The following is a 21,259-nucleotide window of genomic DNA, read 5'->3' as shown; positions in this document are numbered from 1 at the left end:
TATCAAAACCTACGAATGAGTTTTACTTATCGGATCAGCGTAATCGTATCACCGTTGGTATCTGCAGGAGGGGCAGGCTGTCCTTCCACTGGTCTGCCACCTTTAGCTTTATTAATCACATAAGCCGCTCCCGTCTGTGGAGATACTTTTACATTATTTGGATGCGATCCTGTCGGTAAATCTGCCAGTACAGCATAAGTGGCAGCATTTATGACGGTAGTTGTACCTGTCTGGCGGTTAGCCGAATAGATTCGGTTACTTTTTTTGTCATAGCTGATACCAATCGCTCCGGCACCTGTCGGAATCGACTTGAGTACTTGTCCTGAAGTAGCATCAAGGACTGTTATCGTACCTGATTTCTGATTAGCAACAAAGATGTGGTTGCCGTCAGCTACAAGATTCACCGGAGATTCTCCTCCGGAAGGGAAGCTTTTTTCTACTTTATGACTCTTCAGATCGATCACTGCCACTTCATTAGTGCCCATATTCGTGATATACATTTTGTCTTTACGGTCATTCAATACCATACCTGTGGTCGTTTTACCGGTATTTTCGATGCTGTGCAGATAGGTGTTGGTTTTACCGTCAATCACCCATATACTGCTCGGATCGCCAACATCAGAGATATAGATCAGGTTATTGTCTTCATCTACCAGAACTTCACGCGTATGACTGTTATCTTTTCCATTATTGAATGTGGCAATCACTTTACCGGTTTTAATATCCACAGCACTGACAGAATGTGTGCGGGTATTCGTCGTGTACAACGTTTGAGTTTTGTGGTTGATTCCCAGACCAAACGGTGGATTTTCTTTCATGATAATGCTATCTGTAATCGCCAGACTTTCCGGATGGATTTTATAAATGGCTCCGCCCGGTTGTGTTCTGCTACCTGCGGAAGTCACGTAGATAAATCCATTCTGCTCATTGACAACAGCTTCATAGACACCCTTGCCGGCTGTGGAAGATTTAACAACTGATTGAGCTGTTGCTGAATGTCCCCATGCCAGGAAAGCAAACGCAAATGATGAAGCTATCAGGATCTCCTTTTTGAAGATATGTGGTTTTTTGAAATTGTACATAAATAAATCAGTTTTGATATGTGAAAAAATGATATTAGTTTAATTTTGCCTGCCACCAGTCATAAAAAGCCGGAAATGCTTTGTGCCAGTACCATGCTCCATGTCTCCCTTCCGGATTGATGCTGATTTCCAGCTGCGGATGATTTTTTTCACGAAGCATATCTGTAATTTTCAGTACATCTGTATTCATAGTGACAGTGCTGCCATCAGGTTTGATCCTGTTTTCATTCCCTCCACCATAAAAATAATAGTGCTGGTCACTGATAGCTGCCTGATGACCGATGCGTGTGATCGTTTTTTGTACCTGCCCTTCGTCTAACCATATAGAAGGAGAAAATACCCCAAGCGATCCGAATACATCCGGATACGAGAGACCGGCATATAGTGTCAGTAATCCTCCAACAGAACTTCCGGCCATAGCCGTGTGCTTTTTGTCAGGCATCGTGCGGTAATGACTGTCTATATAAGGTTTAAGAGTATGGACAATAAATTTGAGATACTCCGCTCCCTGAGGTTTTGGAAATCTGCTGTTAGGCGATACAAAATATTCATTCTGACGGTCTTCTTTGCTTTCAGCATGAGCTACCGCTACGACTATGGCACTTTGACGGTGACGGTCTATGGCCTCATCGACACCCCATTCCAGCGGACCTATACGTCCCTGAGAAGTGGCCTCATCAAATAAATCCTGACCATCATGCATATAGAGCACAGGATATTTTTTATTGGATGTATCGTAATCTTTCGGCAGATAAATCCATACGGGACGTGTTACAGCAAGTTGGGGAATATGGAATGCGCTGTCCAGCAGACGAACCTGTGGACTCGCTGTAGAAGCCGGGAAATCGTCCCTCCAACCCACGATATCGATCTGAATAACAGTATCCTTCTGGATCATTACGTTTCGCGGAGCAGTCAGCGTACCTATTGCTGTAGATTCTAATGTCTGCCAGTCTCCTCTGGTAAATTTAAATTCCAGAAGTCCGGCTTTAACCTCAGGCAATAGAATGCGGTTCTGCAAAGAAGTTGTTCCGGGAGGCAGGGTATCAAGAAGATGAAGTTTAGGATTCCAGCCGTTAAAGTTTCCGGTAATATATAAGGGGCTGTGACGATGCGTTGCCGGTGTATTCTTCACTTCAATGGTAACCTGATATTTGGACTGACTACAGGCAGGTAGGACAAAAATCAGATAGCTGAAAAATAAAGGAAGAATACGCTTAAAAACCATGTTATGACTAAATATTTGTAAAATGCAGATGTTATAATTTTGCTAATTTATAATTATTCTAAATAAATTAAGGTCTTTATTCATAATAATTATAAATAAAGACATAGCTGTGATAAATGACATTCAAAATGTCTTTACGATATAAGAAAGGGGAAATATCACATGTGATATCGCCCCCTAATAAACATAAAAACAAACTATTATCTTGAGAGCCGGTATGCTGCCAACCTTAATTTTTCTTGTCTGGATCCGGATATTGCTTTCTAATGTGCAATTCTCAGGAATTGAGCCTGCGGAGATTTTTATAAGCAAGCTTAATATGGGTTTTGACCGTATTGATCGAAACCTGCAATCTATCCGAAATCTCCTGATACTTGAGATCGCCCCAAATATTCATATCAATTGCCTCCCTTTGTCTGTCCGGTAGCAATTGTATACTCGCAGCTACATCCTCCAGACGCTGCTCATAGGCTATACGAAGTTCCATATCATCATGATCTTCGCTTAGATGGTGAAAATCCGAAGAAATATCCTGTGTAGGAATGTGTTTCTTCTTCAGTACATTGAGACAATTGTTGCGGATCGATCTTACCGCATAATGCTCAAACTGCCCCTCGATTTTCTCTGCCCTGTTCTTCTGCCATAGCAGATAGAAAAAGTCCTGAACAATATCCTCAGCTTCCTGATGATCTTTTACATATTGGAACGCTACTTTGCATAACATTTCATAGTATTGCTCGAAATATGCTTCAATCAAATTTATGTCTGATCTCTTGCGCAGTGCCATTACTCTATTTTTATTTAGATTAATTATAAATAATTGCAATTTTACGGTTTAATTTTAGCATCTGCAAATATTTATTCAGGTAATTGTGGTCTTTCTATCTCTATAGGCTGAGCAGCAAGGGCTTCCAGAAAGCGAATAATAGCTTCCCGCTCTTTCAATGTGATCCCCAGCGGCTGCAAATGGGGAGATTGTTGCGGATACAGACTGTCTGTTTCCTGTCCGGATTTTGCTTTAGGCTGAGGCATACCTGCATTATACTGGTTAAGCAACATACTTATATCATTAAAGCGTCCGTCATGGAACCAGGGAAAGGTGCGTACAGCATCTCTCAGTCCGGGAGTTTTGAAGGCTCCTATGTCAGCTTTATTAAGGGTGATTTCATATCTGCCCAGATCCTGATTTTGGGTTCCGTAGTTGCTAAAACCCAGATTATGAAATTTGCCATCCGTAAAGAAAGGACCATTGTGACAGTTGAAACATCTTGCTTTGGTACGGAACAGGTGCATACCCCATATCTGTTGATCGGATAAAGCTCTTCCTCTTCCTTTTAGAAAATTATCAAATCGGGTAATATTGGATGAAATTGTCTGCTGGAAGTAGGAGAGTGCTTCACCCAGCTGATCTGCATTCATCTTGTCTGTTCCAAAAGCAGCCTGTATCCATGTTTTGTAACCTTTGATTGCATGAATATGACGCAGAGCAGTATCTATAGGCGTATTCATTTCATTCGGATCTTCTATTGGAGATTTGGCAACCTGCCGAAGGTTATCTTGACGTCCATCCCAGAAGAAGAGCTGCTGAGACCAGATATTCTGTAGAGAAGGGGTATGTCTTCTTCCGATCCGGTGATTGCTCCCTATGGCTTTCTTACGTCCGTCTGTCCAGTGCATATCCGGATCATGGCAGGACGAGCATGATATCTGCATGGATGCGCTCAGTCTTGGTTCAAAGAAAAGCCTCTTGCCAAGGGCTATTTTAGCCTGTGTGGCAGCATCTTTTTGATTCCATATCGGAGGAGCGGGTAATGGAGCCCATTCCTGATATACAATATCTTTATCTACATGCGGAGCCGGCCATTGATCCACAGGTTTTTCGTACTGTGCCCTGAGAAGTACAAAATCCGGTTCTTTATCAGGCTCCTGTGTCCAGAAGGACTGAAGAATAACTGCTGAAAATAAGACCAGAATTAGGATCAATGTATTGCGTATCAATGTTTTGCTATATTAGAAATAAAGAAATAAGGAAGCGGATGCTCTGCTTCTGCTTTTGCCTGTCAGATCAGGTACTGTATTGGTTCGCTGGATATAGCCGAACTGAGGCTGGACACACCATTTCATCTCCGCCAGTCTGAAAAAATATTGTATAGCAATATCAGATTGCAGGTATTGAGCCTTGTCATAGTTTACATCCGATTTGATGACTTCTTCAATAAAAGGGTTGGTACTTTTGGAATTATAGGTGAACTCCGTGCTGTGTGGAGTAGAATAACCTACTCGCATCTCTACATTGAGTTGTTCTGAAAGCGTATGTCTGGCTGCTACAGTCGTGATCTGACGTCCCCGTTTACGGCTTACCATCATATTTCCGTCTGCCTGATTGGTATAGCTATTCTCTACAGAACCCCATAATGATGTATTTCTGTCCCATAGCCGGATATCTTTAAATACCTTTATTCCGATCAGCTGCTGCAGGTAGACATAGTTATTACCTGAAAATTCTACATTCAGATCCCTGCCTTTGGTCTGTGAGGCACGGATAAGGACACCCTGTCCGTGATGGCTTATACTGAATTGTCCTTTGAGCTGCTTCAGATCGTAATCACCGTACATGTCATATCCGTCATATCTTCCGGAAGAATTTCCTCTGTCATATTCTTCATGGATCGTTTGATAACCAATGTCTCCTAACAGGAGAAGGTCTTTAGACTGATATCGTCCTTCCATTCCTATACCGCGATAATCCTGATTGTTGGTATATACCCGGTCTGAGAAGGCTAATGCAGGACGTATGGTGCCATATCCGTTAGACAGCCAGTTGAGGTATTCCGGGAATTGAGTAGACTCATAATATTCTTTATTGCGGTAATCAACCTGCGACTCCTGCTGACCATATCCCCAGGTTCCTCTTACTCCAAAGCTAAGTTTAGTCCATTTTAAATTCAAACTTGGTTGCAGTTTTAGTTTGAAATGTTTGAGCACCGCTCTCGGATCGTTCGTACTGTAATGATCGCCCATAGCATAGTCCGTTGCAAGGGCAAAATAGACCGGTGACCATACTTTGATACCCGTCTGTGTATTGATTGTATAATTTGTGCGGGTGTAGTGAACGGCACGCTGAGCGGCATAAAAGTAAGGAGAGGACTGCTCGTCATCCTTTCTGTGTCCCCATCGTATGCTGTCCAGCTGTTGTTTTTCATATATAAATTTCCCCCAGAACCAGATGTTTTTAAGTTTTTTGCCACCTTCCGCTCTGAAGCTGCCTAAAGTCTGTTTTTCAGCTTCCTGATAGGGTTTGAACTTGCCTTTAACTCCTGTAAACTGAAGTTGCGTAATACTTAATTTGTTGGGCATAAGTGATTCTAACTGTACCGCATAACCTTGCTGCGCATGTTCATACCGCTCTCCTTGCATCGGATTACTCAACAGGTAACGGGAAGAGTCTGTCTGTGCATATTTTTGTTCAGCGGGTTTCTGAGCGTTCACGGATATCGGATTAGCGAAGCATACTCCAAAGGCAGTGAACAGTTGGATGCAATAGAAAAATGGGATTCTGGATCGTTTCATTGGTAAATAGCTCATAAGTATTAATCTTTGAATCCTCCCGGAATAGCAGGCATAATCCATTCAAAATCATTAGAAGAATTGTTGGTGTCCTGGAGTATACGTCTGCCGTCTACGATCCGGGCAACTTTCCGCATAAGTGCCTGTGAGCTGTACGAACCTAACGGAACAAAACCGAATCCTGCATCGAGTTCAGGACTTAGTTTTTTCGGAATACGGCGGTCTGCAGTATTGGGTTGTGTTTCCACGGCATCAATAATGTATTTTTTTGGGACCCGGGTATATAATGTTTTTCCTTCAATGGTAGTTTCTTTGACTTCTGCATATTTAGGCCACTTTTTGATATCTTCAGATGTCTTAAACAGGGCATAGCCTATACGGCCGATATTGTCCATCATCATCGTTGCACCGAATCGCTGTATGACAATGAGGCTTGTTTTGCCTGGTGTCGGAATATCGATCAGGGATTCGGAGACACCTTCCTCCAGGTAAGGTGTAGTGATAACTTCAAAATCAGCCTTACTTAAGTCTACAGTGAGGTCGGGCCGGCTCACTTCATAGACCTTTCCATTTTTATTTGTAAAAGGAGCTTTATGGTTGATGGCGCTTCGGGCAACCACAAGTCCCTGACCCGGCTGAACGGGATAAGTCGTTCCGTTGCCTGGAAACATATAGATGGCCTGTGCGTAGAGATAATCTGTATTGGCATTGGCAGGTGCGATTTCTGTTCCTAATGCCTGTCTCCAGTCAAACTGTCCATTTTCCAGTAACTTTTCAGGCATACGATAGGTGGTGGAAAGTCTACCGTAGACAAACATCATGCAGAGGCTGTCTGCATAGAGCACTTCATCAGAATTATTGTAAATTTCGAAAAAGTTGTCACGCAGAGAGGCTGCTTTATAGAGGTCCGATCCGGCATAATACAATTGTTTGATAACCCAGTCTCCGGGTACTGACTTGTGCAGGGTAAGACTAATCTGATTCTGGTTGCGGGTAGGCAATATTTTGTAGCCATTCTCTGCGGCATTAAATGTGACTTCCCGTTTGCTTTTTTCGCCGAAAACCTGTTCGTATTCCGCTATGGAAAAGTTTTTGACGACCTGTATATCGTACTTTCCACTGCTTAACTCCGGAATAAAGGCAATACCATCAGCATCAACTTTTGCAGAATCTTCTGTTCCTGTCGTCAGATTTTTGAGGTAGACGGTATAGCCTTCGGTAGAGAGTTGCGGACGTTGGTATGCGGATTCATATTCCACTCGTACCGCCAGAGTTGTGGCTTTAAGATCAGGACTGATATCTTTCTGACAGCCTGTAAATGTAAGGCATATTCCGGTCAGGATAAGACTGTAGATGTAAATATGTGGTATAGATTTTTTCATGATGAGACCGATTAAAGTTTGAAACTGATTTCTCCTCCGAATGACGGCGGATCATTGAGTACGACGCGGTTTTCTGTACCGGGCACTATATAACTCGGACGCCAGTTGAGCATATTGAATACATTAAAGGAGAAACGAAGACGCTTATTGATATCCTTGGTTACTCGCAGGTGTATATTGCCGTATTTGATGGCATGTCGCTCGTTTTCCCGTCTGTTGGATGCAGATAGCATAGCAAGATGTCCGTATACCGGGTTGTCAGGATCATAGTTTTCAATAGAATGAAAATTAAATTTGTTGTCATAATAACCTATTGGTTCTCCGGAACGGCCATATTGTGTCGAATGTGTGGTGATCGGAAAATCAGTGATCAGATTGATCATCAATGCCAGTGAAGGAATATGCGTCTGGGAAGATAGTGTAGCCCTTATCTGTTCATTACGTCTGTTTTCCGGAGGGAATACAGCAAAAATAGCTTCTTCAGAAAAATCTATCTTATCCAGTGAAGTATAGTTAAGATAAGGCGAACTATCATAATAATACGAATTGGTATAGGCACTGCTTACGGTGAATGAAGTTGCCAGCCAATGTATTTTGGGTGTATTTGCCATCAGCTCAATTCCATAGTTTTCGGATTGAAGACTATTGATCATCTGCGAGTATGAAGAAGTTTTTTTAGTGCTGAGTCCCGTTGGGCTGTAGGCCGGACGGCCATTGGCATCCAGTTTATACTGATACTGCGGGATAATCCAATCTTTGAATATGCTTTTTGTAGAATAACCGTCTTTGCTGATCTTACGGTAAGCCGTTACGGATAGGTTGACTTTGTTTTTGCTGTAGTGATACGAGAGTTCCTGAGTATTGGAACGTGTAGGCTTCAATTGACTATTATCTGCATAGGCCATATCCGCATATACCAGATAGAGTCGCAGATCCGGATCATCACTTGGGTAATTGATGAGTGGTATTTTGAAATATACGGGACCCGGATAGCGGTGAGCCAGAGAAGGTGCTTTGGTCGCATAACCCCATGCAAAACCAAGGGTAGAATGTGAGTTAAGCTCTAATCGGGTATTGACGCGGGGAGAGAAGCTCCATGCATCACTTTGATTGTCGGCCCGTATACCGATCCGAAAGTGAAGCGGCATATTGGAAATACGATATCTGAAAGCATCTTCTACATATATACCGGTGTTGAGCATAGTGGGTACATTTTTGTAATTGTAGCTTTGCTCTTTAGAGCTGGAAAACAGAGGACGTTCGAGATCAATAATCTGTCCTCTTCCTTTATTGGCGGATAGAAATGCATTTCCTCCCATACTGAGGGCATGTGTTGCTCCCCAGAAAGTTTTTGAGGCTGTCAGGCTCAGGTTCGCATTAGCAGTAATAGGTTTTCCTTCGACAGCGGTGATACCCAGGTAACTTCCATTGGCCCATTGTGCCTCGTAAATCCCCGGTGATTTGATATCTACATATGGAAAGCTCTCATCATTGATCAGATACTGCATAGAAGAGTATTGCCGGCCTGCAGATACACCCATGCTTAGATTCACCTGGTCAAACCAGCTTTTCTCTTTAAACTGATAGGAAAGCCTGTCTGTAAAACTCACATTAAAGTATTCAAATGTTGATTTGCGTTGCGCACGATCATCCTGATCTAGTTTTGCACCGTCCAGATTGCCACTGATATTAAGTGAAAAATTGTTTTTTAACTGTCTTCTTGTTCCCATTTGTATCGTGTGGGTAAGCGATCCGGTAAGTCGTTTATACGCTTTTATATTGTCTCGGGGATCATTGTTAGCCAGCAGATAGTTTCCGTTGAAGTTAAGTGCTCCCAGTTTTCCAGGCAGTATGATTCCTTTACCCACACTGTATTGAGAAGTTCCCTTTCGAAAGGAGGTGCGGAAGTAATAAGGTGATTTACCAGCCTGTGTATTGATTATGACAGCTCCGTCTGCATAGTCACCGTATTTGGCCGATGCTACCCCGGATATAACTTCAATACTTTCAATATTGTCTACGCCGATACTTCGCATATCTATACCGCCATAAGCATTGTCACCACTGGTTGTATTACGATTGTTGAGCCCCAGACCATATTCACCTGCGATATAAGGATTGAGAAAACCATTGGCTGCAGGATTTAAGGATTGCATATTAGCGTTGTTGCTGAGTTGTACGCCATCCATGTAGTAGCTGACCGAAAAAGCATTGTTGCGGCTGAAAATATCCGTATCCCAGCTGTCTCCGGATACAGATCGCAGGGTCAGCATATTGGTTTTTGCCATATTTGTTTCTGTCACGGATTTACCCGGCAGCATATTCAGGACATCCGCAAGACTGATTGCCTGTGTATTCTCTATAGCTTCCCGATCAAAAATAATAGATGAATTGGATGATCTCTTCAGGTCACGTACTGCATCTACATCAACTACAGCTAGTTTGAGATCTGAATTTACCATCCGTATCAAAATAGTATCTGTAGAGCGTTGAGCGGAAAGTTCTCTTTCTACGCTTTGCTTGCCAATGTAGGAAGCCCGTATCGTGAGCTTTTCCTGAGGAGGAAGTGACAGTGTAAACCGTCCTTTTTCGTCTGTATTTGTCCGAATCTGCAGTGCAGGTATCTGTAGGGTGGCATAGGGAAGAGGTTGACCTGTTTCGTCAAGTATACTGCCGGATACAATTCTTTTCTTCGGGGTTTTAACAGGCATATGTTTTGGTGTCGGTGTGAGCAGCAGTACTCCTTTTGACCAGTTGAATGATAATATATGGGGATCTATAATCTGTGTAAGGTACTGCTCCAGTAGGATGTTGTTAGCACTTTGTGTGACAGCAGGATGCTGACGCAGATCTGTAGGCAGATAAATTATATTGATACCAGATGTCTGCTGGATCTGAAGTAAGACACTGTTGAGCGGAGTGGGGCTTGTAATCTTTAATGATATACGCTGTTTTTGTGCATACCCCTGCAAGCTACTGATCAGACAGATCAATAGTATGGTGAAAGATTTGGTTGACATGAGGATTAGTGTAGAATAAGTTGATTGGCTTCCAAAGTAATACGGCTGTGACTGACTTGTGCTATGGCATCCAGAAGTGCGGACAACTGAAGTGTCTTTTTATCAAGACTCAGTGTCAGAGCGGGATAGGTAGCTGTAGGATTGCTTTGTTTAAACTCTTTGCCGTAATATAAGGCTATACGGGACAAAGCTGTTTCAAGCGGAATTTCCTGAAAAACCCATTTTCCGGACTGCCATGAGAGTTCCTGTTCCGCATTTACCTCCCTGATCTGCACCTTGAGGTCAGAAGGCGAGAATTGCAGTCGTTGTCCGGGATGCAACATCTGCTGAAATGTGCCATGGTGGAAGGAGATTAATCCTTCTTTCAATGTCACGTATACCGTTGGACTGTATGTATTCACATTAAAGTATGTTCCGTGTACTTCTATTTTACTTTCTTTATACCATACATGAAAAGGGCGTGTGGCATCATGACTGATAGCAAAAGAAGCTTCTCCTGATAACAGATGTACCTCACGAATCGGATGTTCAAATGATTTAGGATATGTAAGAGAGGTGTTGCTGTTCAATATAATTCTGCTGCTGTCAGCCAGTACAATTGTTTTGATTTCATTGGCTACAGTCGTTACTGTAATCATTTGCGGAGCACTGGAAGATTGCTTTAACCAGAAGTACGAGAAGCTTCCTGAAATTATCAATACTGCAATTAATGTAGATAATAACCGGTTGGTTTTCTTGTCTTTCTGTTGCTTCTTATGAATTCTTCCTTGAATATTATTCCAGGCTTTTTCTTTGTCAAATTCCATATGCTGTAAGGCTTTTATATCAGAGCCGTTTCTCTATAGACCACGAAATAAAAAAAAGGGNNCCCTTTTTTTTATTTCGTGGTCTTATGTATGTGAATGACCACAGATTAAATATTTATATATGCAATACCTAAACAAGAAATGGACGCTTGGAATTATCCTGGCGGTGACTATGCTGTCATGCAGCAAAAAAGATGTTATTGATGACGGAGGTAAGGAGCCTGAAGTAGAAATTCCTCAGAATTACTGGAAATCAATTTCTAACGGACAATCCCACAGTCTGGCGTTAAGTACTGACGGAGGCATTTATGTCTGGGGAGATAATTCTGATGGTCAGCTTGGAACCGGTAATAAGGAAGCCGTAGCTAAACCAATTATACTGACCGGATCTCAAAAATGGAGTCAGGCACGCACAGGGTACAGTCATAGTCTGGCAATTGCGTCAGATGGCACGCTTTGGGCATGGGGAGCAAATACGGAAGGGCAGCTTGGGCTGGGTAACTTTGGCGAAGCTGTGACCATACCGACTAAAGTAGGTGCAGATACAGACTGGTCTTCCATAGCTGTAGGAGGTGATTATAGTCTCGCTTTGAAGAAAGATGGTACATTATGGTCCTGGGGTAATCATCAGAGCGGACGTATAGGAAACGGACAGACATCCGGAAGAACTACAGTACCTACAAAAGTCGGCTCTGCCAATGACTGGGTGAAAATATTTGCCTGGAACAACTGGGGATGCGGATTTGCAATCAAGAAAGACGGCACATTGTGGGCGTGGGGAACCAGTCAGAATTATATGCTGGGAACAGGTACTACGGCAAACCAGCTGACTCCTGTAGAAGTCGGTAAAGGAAAAAAATGGAAGACGGTCTCTTATGCAAGAAGTCGCAATACGCTTGCTATTGCTGAAGATGGTACCATGTGGGCCGTAGGACGTAATAATAAAAACCTGTTGCAACAGGGGAATTCTACAGCTCAGGAAAATTGGGTACAAGTAGGTAAAGACAACGATTGGGAGGATGTATCTATCTTTAATCTCAGTGTATTGGCCGTTAAAAAGAATGGTGATCTGTATGGTTGGGGTACGAATACTTACGGCGAACTGGGAACAGGTAAGATCAATAAAAGCTCTACAGACGAAGAATCTGTCAATGAAATTACGAAGATCTCAGGAGTAAGCGGAGCAAAAGAAGTCCTGTTGGGATTTAACTTTTCTCTGATTCGAAAAGAAAATAACAAAAGTATCTGTATTGCCGGATCCAATTTGGGTGCATTCCCATCTTTAGGGACAGGAAATGCAGCTTCAGCTCCTATATTGACACACGGTTGCGATATCACATTGTTTTAAGCCGTTAATAGCAGCTAACAAAGAAAGGCGTACTTCAACAGGAGTACGCCTTTTCTTTGTTATATTTTCTAAAGTTAACCGGATATGGCTGTTTTTTATTTTAGTTTTGTTAATGCTTTGGCGTTTCTTAATAAAAAAACATATTGAAAATAATCAGTAGCAGAAGTGCCTTTTTCAGGAGTGATATTTTCTCCGAAAACCCTGGATTTCACCGTTATTAATTGTTGTGATTTAAAATAGGGTGATTGCTCTGCATTGATTCTAAACAGCGTAATGGTATTAGGGGTACTCAATTCTTTCAAATCATTTATTCCCTTAACCAATTGTAAGGGGCCGTCCGCATTGACCCAATCAATTTTTTCGTCCTTTGGTGTTGGGAATTGAGCATTTTTTGGAAGATACATTTCGCTGTCTAAGGTATAACTGACAAAGCTGCTGACCTTTAAGCCGGATTTCTTTAATTCCGAAGCGAATGTTTCATTACCTCCCTCTACTTTATTTTGCAAGGCATGGAAGAACCCGAAAAGACCATAAAACTTTTCATTCTCCAGTTTCATTTCTTTAACAGCATTTTTGAAATTGACAAACATGACCGAATCTCGTGATACTTTTGATGCATCATCGAATCCCTTGTCAATTCCGATCACAGTGATTTTTAACGAGTCTGCCAGCTTCTGATTATAATCGTAGATGTCACTCCATTTGTCAAATAATTCCTGACTGGATTGTTGAGGAATTCGTTTCTTTATAGCCGTAACAACTTCTTTTAGATTGTTTTCATTTTTTGAACTGTCTTTCAGAAACGTTGTTAACTTCTTAGCGGTCAGGCTATCCATTTCTGCAATATAATATCTGACTCCAAGTTTTTTATTCAGAAAGAATAACAATTCTTTATCTAATTTTTGATTATCTGCGTAGCCATGAATCTCTCCCAAAAGAAAAACACTGGATTTGTAAAAGTCCTGGTCAAATAATTCGCCGCTAATAGAATCTGTAACCTGAGATTTGTTCTTCTTCAGGTAACTGATATTGTCTTCATTTTTAGATCCCAGAAATAATTTGTTACTGATAAAAAAGTAAAAGAATGAGATTAAACAAATACTGAGAATAGTGATAAATGTGTATTTGATGATTTTTAAAAATTTATTCATTTGTGTATTGTATTGGTCAAAATGTAAGATTAGTATCGCGAACCTTTGTTTTATATTATTGAAAACAGTGGGGCAAACAGGCAAATAAATTTGGTTATAAAATTCAATTTATCAACAAGCTGACTGATGTTATAAATCACGGACGAAAATACAAAAAAATGCTAATGTTGGTGGTAGTAATTTTTTTCAAGTGTGCTTGTTTTTTAGGAGATACGGAGTGGATAGATTGCTGGTCTGTCTGATTTTTTGCTGTATATAATGGCCAAATCCGTATTACGGTGCGACAAGAGCGCTCCACGGACTCCGTACAAGTAAGTTTGGGAAGACGGGGCTGCAAATCTGGATTTTACTAAACAAGATATACTGGCTGTACGTCCGATAAGTACATGCTTTTGAATAAGAAAATAAGTAGTGATGTTTGTTTATTAGAGAGTGTCTGGTTTGCAATTTAGCCGGCGCTCTCTTTTATGCTATCAGCTATAAGATAAAACCAATTATTGTTTTGGGATGAATCCACATGCTCATTATCAACAGGATTATCACGCAAATCGCTTTGAACCTGCCACACATAAGATGACGCCCACCGTAATACCAAGCATAGCTATACTGACCGGTTCATGAAGTAATGATGCGGCAAGTGCTAATCCGAAAAATGGTTGCAACAGCTGTAACTGACCTACGGCAGCAATACCGCCTTGTGCCAGTCCTTTGTACCAGAAAATAAAACCAATAAACATACTGAACAGCGAAACATAGATAAGTCCGATCCATGCAGAGGTATGGACAGTGCTGAGGGAAGGAGGGAAGAAGTACCACATCAAAGGAATCATGACAGGCAGAGACAGTACCAGTGCCCAGGAAATAACCTGCCATCCGCCAAGCGTTTTAGACAGTTTAGCACCTTCGGCATACCCGCATCCGCATAATACAATCGCCAATAACATCAGCAGATCTCCTGTGAAGGAGGAGGTATGATCCTGAAAAACGGCAAAACCTACAACCAGCAGGCTCCCCATTATAGAGAAAATCCAGAATGCCGGACGTGGGCGTTCACCTCCGCGAAGTACTGCAAACAGGGCTGTTGTCAGCGGAAGTATACCTACAAAAACAATAGAATAGGCCGAAGTCATATATTGTAAAGCCAGAGCAGATAATAGGGGGAAACCAATAACCACGCCGATAGAAACAATACCTAAAGAAACCAACTGATTCTTTTGCGGTCTTTTCTCTTTAAAAAGCAACAAAATCAGGAGGGCAAGTATACCAGCGGTTCCTGCACGTGTGACCGTTAGAAAAATGGGATCAAAATCCAGTATAGCTGCTTTAGTTGCTGGCATAGATCCGCTAAAAATAAGGACACCAATAAATCCGTTGATCCATCCGTTATTCGTTCCGGATAATGTATCACTACTTAAAGATTGACTGTTCATCATATTGTTTTTTTGTAAAAGTAGAAGAACTGCTCGTGTGATAACAGTATCAGTTTTGAGTTTTTGGATGGACACAGTTATATTTGTAGTATGAATAAGGAGTTTCTGTATATGGAGATCGCCAATGGTATGGCGCAGCAAATCAAAAGTGGTGTTTTGAAATCCGGTGACCGTTTGCCTTCCGTCAGAAGACTGTGTGAGGAGCATCGTATCAGTATGAATACGGCTAAAAGGGTCTTTTTAGAGCTGGAAGGGCAGTCTCTTATCGATTCCCGACCTCAGTCCGGCTATTTTGTCAGCCATCATCCTTTTCCGAAACTTCCTATTCCGGAGGTGAGTCAGCCGTCCTCCGTAGCCAATAGTAATGAACCCGATGAACTGATTAGAAAAGTATATGGCAGTATGGGGAATGAAGAGCTCACTTTACTCTCCATTGCTGTTCCCGACCGTGCATTATTACCATTGGCTAAGCTTAAAAAGGAAATTTTACATGCTACACGCGAACTTCAGGGAGGAGGAGCCGAATATGAAGCTTTACAAGGAAATGCAAAGCTTCGCAGAATGATTGCTGTTCGGAGTCTGGCATGGGGAGGAAATTTAAATGAAAATGACCTCATCACCACCAGTGGCGGAATGAATGCTCTTTCGCTCTGCCTGATGGCTCTGGGAAAGCCCGGAGATACTATTGCGATAGAAAGTCCATGTTATCCCGGTATATTGCAGCTGGCCGTCGGATTGGGATATAAAGTTCTTGAATTGCCGACACATCCCATTACAGGAATAGAGATAAATGCCTTAAAAGAAGCCATTCCTAAAATTGATATTTGCCTGCTGATCCCTAATTTCAATACCCCATTGGGAAGTTGTATGTCCGATGAAAATAAAAAAGAGGTGGTGACATTATTATCCAAACATCAGATTCCGCTTATTGAAGATGATGTGTATGGTGATCTGTACTTTGGTACACAGCGACCTAAATGTTGTAAATCCTTTGATACAGAAGGGAATGTGTTGTGGTGTAGTTCGGTTTCCAAAACTTTAGCTCCCGGGTATAGAGTGGGATGGATCGCACCCGGTAAATACAAAGAGAAATTGTTGAAATTGAAACTTGTACATGCGATCTCATCCACCTCAGTAGTACAGGAAGCCGTCGGCAATTTTCTGAAAACAGGCCGTTACGAAATTCACCTCAGACATTTGCGCCGCACTTTGCAGGACAATTGCCAGAAATATGTTCAGGCAGTAGCAGCCTATTTTCCGGATGGGACAAAGATCAGCCGGCCACAGGGAGGATTGGCTCTTTGGTTGGAATTTCCGAAAGGTATCGATACAGCCCGGCTTTATGATCTGGCAATCAAACAACAGATCAGTATCGCGCCCGGAAGAATGTTTACATTGCAGGATCAGTTTGATAATTGCATGCGATTGTGTATCGGATTGCCCTGGTCAGACGAACTTAAATTTAAACTAAAGCAGGTAGGTAATCTGGCAAAGGTACTCCTGCAGGCTGCCAAATCCTGAATATAAGAGATGTGTATAAAGTGGTAATTGAAAATCTATGAAAGCCGGCCTTTGAAAGGCTGATCAATTATAAAAAAACAGCTCAACCGAATAGATTGAGCTGTTTTTTATAATATTTTTAAATATCAGATTTTTAAATCATCCAACGTAATAAACTAGCTCCCCAGGAGAATCCTGCACCAAATGCAGTCAACATAACCAGATCTCCTCTTTTTATCTGTTTGAGATTCTCCCAGATACACAGTGGAATGGTAGCTGCTATCGTATTTCCGAGATACTCAATGTTGCTCAGTGTTTTACCTTCAGCAATATTGATAGAGCGTCCTACGGCATCGATAATACGCTGATTAGCCTGATGAGGAACCAGCCATTTAACATCATCTATGGTAAGGTCATTTTTATGAAGTACATGCAGACAAGCATCGCTCATGGATTGTACAGCTTGCTTGAATACCGTTTTACCATCTTGTTTGAGGTATTTGCGCTCACTTTCCGTAGGTTCGTTCTTATGCGGGTATAGAGATCCACCGGCCTCAATATTGAGAAATTCGCGGCCTGCGCCATTACTCCTCAGATAAGCATCCATAATTCCACCTACTGTAGAAGGTTCCAGCCATACTACACCGGCTCCGTCTCCAAACAGGATATTTGTCGAACGGTCTTCTGCATTCACAAAGGTGCTGATATTGTCAGCTCCTATGACAAGAATATTTTTATAACGATTGGTTTCAATCAGTGACGCCCCCATATCGAGTGCATAGAGAAAACCTGAACATGCTGCATTGATATCAAATGCCCAGACATTTGCCAGACCCAGCTTCTCTGCAATAATATTGGCTGTAGCAGGCATTGGCATATCCGGAGTGGAGGTTGCTACCAGAATAGCATCTACATCATTGATATTCTTATCAAATTTTTCAACAAGATCATGTATTGCGCGGACAGCCATATCAGAGGTTGCCAGATTTTCTTCCAATATACGGCGCTCTTTGATCCCGGTACGCTTTACGATCCATTCATCTGAAGTATTGCATACTTTCTCCAGATCGTAATTCGTCCTTCTATTTTGGGGTACATAACCTCCTATGGCTGTTATGGAAGCAAATTGTCTTGTTGCTAAACTGTTATTCATATAATCGGATACTCTAATAATATGCTGATCCTTGGTTGCGGAGCAGTGGGCCACGAAGAAAGAGGACGTAAATCAGTATCCATAAAAGCATCCCGAAAAGCCACAGTTTTAACTGTAGTATCCGAAATAGCAAGCGTTAGAAACGTATTGGTTTTACTGGATAAAGTGGAAATTACAAATCTCTCTCTCAACATTCTTTGTTATAAAGTGCAAAAATAGAATTATTAGTTGTGTTGGAAACTATAAAATCGATTATTTTGACAGAATAATTACCGAATTCTGAAATTTATGGGATTAAAGCCACTTTAGGAGATGCATATTTATTACAGAAAAGTATAATGTCTTCCTGATAAAAAATTATATATCCTGAGGTTTGGTGTTATTGTTGTTCATATTTTGTAGATTCGGTTAACATTATTAACCGGTTGGCCATTATGAAACACAGCCTGATTCCAAATATTACCTGACAGCCAAGAAGTTTTGGGATACGGTTGTTAATACGGATCCTAAAAAAGTTATCCCGGAACTTGATAAAAAAGGGAAACCAATAAAACCTCATTGATAATATTTGATGAAAATTTTAAAATCAAAGCTTTAATAAAGGTTAACAGTTTATTTACAGAGGTATGTTCTGCCTGAATTAATATCCTATAATACTTTTATACGTAAATATTGATATGTATTGTTTAGCTGGCCATTTTCCATCCAGAAGGAGTTTACATGATTAGCGGTAAGATAAATATAGCCATCGTTACTCCAGAATAATTCTCCCGGATCTACAGCCGGCATCCAGTTTTTGAAACTTACACTTATTACCTGTTTTATTCGTTTGTCTGTGATCGTATAAAGTTCAAAATCTCCTGTAGATTCATAAGGATTAGCATATATGCTTATAATATGTTTTTTATCCGGTGATATATAGGGGAATTCTCCAAATACCTGTTTTTCTTCTCCCGACGTTTTATCAATCAGACGGTAATCCATACTTTCATAATAAGATCCACTTATGAGATAACTATTTAAGGCTTCGATCTGCCCCTCATATTTAAATATCTGCATATCTTCTTCTGCATCAGGTTTATCTGTGAATCGTACCGTTTTATTTTGCGTTTTCAGTTCAATAACTCCGTTTTTCTTTTGAATTTTTGTGGTATCAGCCAGTAAAAAATTGACGGCTGTTTGTTTTTTGCTTTCGAAAAGGGATTTATCAATTAATTCGATCTTAAGGTATTCTTTCAACTGCTTGCCGTTCTCAAAATATTCAGACTTTTCATTTTTTACCCATAATGAAATAATATCCAGATCTCCAGGAACCAATGTTATTTCTTTCATGGAGCCTGTTTTACTTTTCAGCACATATACCTTTTCCCATCGGGTTGTCTCTATTTCCTGGCCGTCCTTTGTGTGATTTCTGGTAATTCGATCCCGTACTCCATACCACTTATCATTTTCTTCGATGACTTCCAGACGTGTACCGTAGGTATATCTGCCTAGTTTTTTTGACTGTTCATTCGCTTGCTGCTTCAATTCAGCTCCGCTTCGGTCTGTGACTGTAGTTGTTTTGAGGACTTTAGTGCTGTCGAAATCAATAGGGATACCTTCATCATCACTTTCTGCGACTACACTACTATCCCTAACCGTTGTATCCTGAACGGTGGTATTAGTTGTTTTTTGACTATTCCCACATGCAGAAGCGCATACAAGCAATAAAGCAAATGTAATCGGTAATAATGTTTTCATGGATATTGGCATTTAAATAAATCGTATAAGAGTTGAAAATATCGCAATCATTCTCGCAAGTATCGTGCTAAACTAATAAAATTACATCATTAAACAGATGTTTTTAGTTTGAAAAAGAATATTAACTTGGAGGACAGGCAACTTGAATTGCGAATATAAGTTGCTTCCCGACGAATGCCGTTTCAAAACCGGCGAATCTGTTTTTAATACCTGAATAGTAATCCGCATCTTATATATTAGTTTTGATATGAACACATATTGCGTGTCATATCCGAAGAAAGACGAAAGTTAAAGAAACACAGAAAAATGAATACCGATAAAGGGCTGAGCAAACTTAAAGTAATGTCAATGGGAAAGGGTTTAATGCCTCTGATTATTTCTATTGTATTTATGCTTATTATCATACCTATGATTAAAGTTATAGTAGATAGCCTCTTTATGCTTTCCGAATTATGGATAATCTATACTGTTTGTTATATACTTTCTCTGCTTTTACTTCTGTTGGTATGGAGAATACCATTTAGTGATAAGTTTTTTAAAAATATTGGTCTTTATCTAGGCATTTCAGGAGTAATGGCCATATTTATTTATGCCTTTTTATTCTTTTTCTACTCCCTCTTTCCAGTGTTGAGGATGAACTATTTTGCATTTTCTCATCCTTTCTGGGAACAGCGTAAAGATATCCGGATAACGAAAACTGAAGTATATTATGATTTTGTTCCAAAGGGTACTGACTATGCGTATCTGGATATTTCATACAGCTATACTGATAATGCAGGAGAGAAGCATATGCAAACGGAGAAGAAAGCTTTTAAAGTATATAAGACCTTTGCGCATCAGGAAGATTCAGAAATAGATAAGGCTCAATTGAAAAATAAAGTTCCTGATCTGCTTGCACAGCATCCTCCCGTTATATTTTACAACAGTAAAGCACCGGAAGAATCCCGTCTGTTTTTAAGTAATCAATTGTTTGATTTGCATCAGGTAAGCTATTTCTCTTATGACCTTATCTTTTTTGCACTATTAATGGTCATTTTCTTGATTAGCGGAATGCTTAGTAAAGTCAAATTAAAAGAATAATCAAATTACGGATTTAAGTTCCTGGGCTACAAATTTATAACAGCTCCTGACGAATCTGAAAAGGGATAATTAAATAAGCATATCCTGTAATAGATTTGTTCCATCAAACTTCAGCAATATGTCAAAACAGGAAAATACGGGTTTAACTGTCCTTGAAAAAATCAAAAGCATAGCCATTGCCTTGGTAGGTACAGGGATGACGGTCAAAGGATTTACGTACTTTACTCCACAGCTCAGCTATGATATTCCAAGGATATTAATTCCTGTTTATAAAACACTGGGACCAGTAGGATTAGCTGTAGCTATGACCATATTAGGATTGTTACTTCTGATATGGAGTTATTCCTTATGGAAGAAAAACAGGGGTAAAGGCATATCCTGGATCATCCTTATCTCCGTATTGATCTTGTCAATCGTAGCAATAATAATTATTGCCAGTAATAAAAACAGCAGTGTGCCTGCTTCAAATGTACCTGTATCCTCACAACCTACAGCTAATTCTGTAGACACCGGGGATGTGGAGGTTGTTTTTCCTCCTGTTTTTGGAGAGGAAGCTAAGCAGCAATATGAACAACTTATTCAAGAACTGGAGGATGCTATTGCATCAAGAGATGCCGGGAAGAGCTGGAGCGCATATAACAGAGTAAATGTATTTGTTGCAAGATTAAAGACAGATCAAACGGATCAGAAACACTTAGATTTTATTGTAACACAAACAAAAAGAATGGATAAGTACAATCAGCAGATAAAAGAATTGTAGGAAAAATGAAGA

Annotated in this window: 16 protein-coding genes; 4 read left to right on the top strand and 12 right to left on the bottom strand. The window is 40.7% G+C overall.

Annotated features, from left to right (window positions below; all coding sequences use genetic code 11):
* Positions 1-26: 26 nt before the first annotated feature.
* The 8 genes from B4B65_RS13800 to B4B65_RS13765 form a co-directional block, all read right to left on the bottom strand.
* The gene (locus B4B65_RS13800) at positions 27-1,082 is read right to left on the bottom strand and encodes a YncE family protein (RefSeq protein WP_293916158.1); all 1,056 of its coding nucleotides are present in this window, start codon (positions 1,080-1,082) and stop codon (positions 27-29) included.
* Between the two features lie 34 nt (positions 1,083-1,116).
* A complete protein-coding gene (locus B4B65_RS13795) occupies positions 1,117-2,310 on the bottom strand; it encodes an alpha/beta hydrolase (protein WP_293916157.1) in 1,194 nt (397 codons plus the stop codon).
* Between the two features lie 277 nt (positions 2,311-2,587).
* Positions 2,588-3,097, bottom strand: a complete 510-nt coding sequence (locus B4B65_RS13790; protein ID WP_293916156.1) for an RNA polymerase sigma factor — start codon at positions 3,095-3,097, stop codon at positions 2,588-2,590.
* Positions 3,098-3,168: 71 nt separating this feature from the next.
* Positions 3,169-4,308: a cytochrome-c peroxidase gene (locus B4B65_RS13785; RefSeq protein ID WP_293916155.1), complete on the bottom strand. Its 1,140-nt coding sequence runs from the start codon at positions 4,306-4,308 to the stop codon at positions 3,169-3,171.
* A gap of 12 nt (positions 4,309-4,320) precedes the next feature.
* Positions 4,321-5,880, bottom strand: coding sequence for a DUF6850 family outer membrane beta-barrel protein (locus tag B4B65_RS13780; RefSeq protein ID WP_293916154.1), 1,560 nt, complete (start codon positions 5,878-5,880; stop codon positions 4,321-4,323).
* 20 nt (positions 5,881-5,900) lie between these two features.
* Positions 5,901-7,259, bottom strand: coding sequence for a DUF4876 domain-containing protein (locus tag B4B65_RS13775; RefSeq protein WP_293916153.1), 1,359 nt, complete (start codon positions 7,257-7,259; stop codon positions 5,901-5,903).
* An 11-nt stretch (positions 7,260-7,270) separates the two neighbouring features.
* Positions 7,271-10,279 carry a TonB-dependent receptor gene (locus B4B65_RS13770; RefSeq protein WP_293916152.1) on the bottom strand — a complete coding sequence of 1,003 codons (3,009 nt, stop codon included), beginning with the start codon at positions 10,277-10,279 and terminating at the stop codon, positions 7,271-7,273.
* Between the two features lie 5 nt (positions 10,280-10,284).
* Entirely contained in the window at positions 10,285-11,085 is an 801-nt protein-coding gene (locus tag B4B65_RS13765) for a FecR family protein (protein WP_293916151.1), read from the bottom strand.
* Positions 11,086-11,206: 121 nt separating this feature from the next.
* On the opposite strand from B4B65_RS13765, the gene B4B65_RS13760 reads away from it, so the two are divergent.
* On the top strand, positions 11,207-12,433 hold the full coding sequence (locus tag B4B65_RS13760) for an RCC1 domain-containing protein (protein WP_293916150.1): 1,227 nt from the start codon (positions 11,207-11,209) through the stop codon (positions 12,431-12,433).
* Positions 12,434-12,528: 95 nt separating this feature from the next.
* Here B4B65_RS13760 and B4B65_RS13755 read toward each other — a convergent pair whose 3' ends face one another.
* The gene (locus B4B65_RS13755) at positions 12,529-13,584 is read right to left on the bottom strand and encodes a hypothetical protein (RefSeq protein ID WP_293916149.1); all 1,056 of its coding nucleotides are present in this window, start codon (positions 13,582-13,584) and stop codon (positions 12,529-12,531) included.
* A 539-nt stretch (positions 13,585-14,123) separates the two neighbouring features.
* Complete coding sequence (locus B4B65_RS13750; protein ID WP_293916148.1) at positions 14,124-15,017, bottom strand: DMT family transporter; 894 nt, start codon at positions 15,015-15,017, stop codon at positions 14,124-14,126.
* Positions 15,018-15,104: 87 nt separating this feature from the next.
* On the opposite strand from B4B65_RS13750, the gene B4B65_RS13745 reads away from it, so the two are divergent.
* Positions 15,105-16,535, top strand: coding sequence for a PLP-dependent aminotransferase family protein (locus B4B65_RS13745; RefSeq protein ID WP_293916147.1), 1,431 nt, complete (start codon positions 15,105-15,107; stop codon positions 16,533-16,535).
* A gap of 133 nt (positions 16,536-16,668) precedes the next feature.
* Here the strand turns inward: B4B65_RS13745 and B4B65_RS13740 are convergent, their stop codons facing one another.
* Both B4B65_RS13740 and B4B65_RS13735 read right to left on the bottom strand, forming a co-directional pair.
* The gene (locus tag B4B65_RS13740; RefSeq protein ID WP_201679566.1) at positions 16,669-17,667 is read right to left on the bottom strand and encodes a beta-ketoacyl-ACP synthase III; all 999 of its coding nucleotides are present in this window, start codon (positions 17,665-17,667) and stop codon (positions 16,669-16,671) included.
* Positions 17,668-18,315: 648 nt separating this feature from the next.
* Entirely contained in the window at positions 18,316-19,407 is a 1,092-nt protein-coding gene (locus B4B65_RS13735; RefSeq protein ID WP_293916146.1) for an SH3 domain-containing protein, read from the bottom strand.
* Between the two features lie 306 nt (positions 19,408-19,713).
* On the opposite strand from B4B65_RS13735, the gene B4B65_RS13730 reads away from it, so the two are divergent.
* Together B4B65_RS13730 and B4B65_RS13725 are read left to right on the top strand one after the other, a co-directional pair.
* On the top strand, positions 19,714-20,487 hold the full coding sequence (locus tag B4B65_RS13730; protein ID WP_293916145.1) for a hypothetical protein: 774 nt from the start codon (positions 19,714-19,716) through the stop codon (positions 20,485-20,487).
* 118 nt (positions 20,488-20,605) lie between these two features.
* Positions 20,606-21,247, top strand: coding sequence for a hypothetical protein (locus B4B65_RS13725; protein ID WP_293916144.1), 642 nt, complete (start codon positions 20,606-20,608; stop codon positions 21,245-21,247).
* The last annotated feature ends 12 nt before the right edge of the window (positions 21,248-21,259 follow it).

Origin of the sequence: Sphingobacterium sp. UBA5789 (genome assembly GCF_002418355.1) — a bacterium.
In the GTDB taxonomy this organism is placed as follows: Bacteria; Bacteroidota; Bacteroidia; order Sphingobacteriales; family Sphingobacteriaceae; genus Sphingobacterium.
This window is presented reverse-complemented; position numbering and strand designations above follow the sequence as displayed.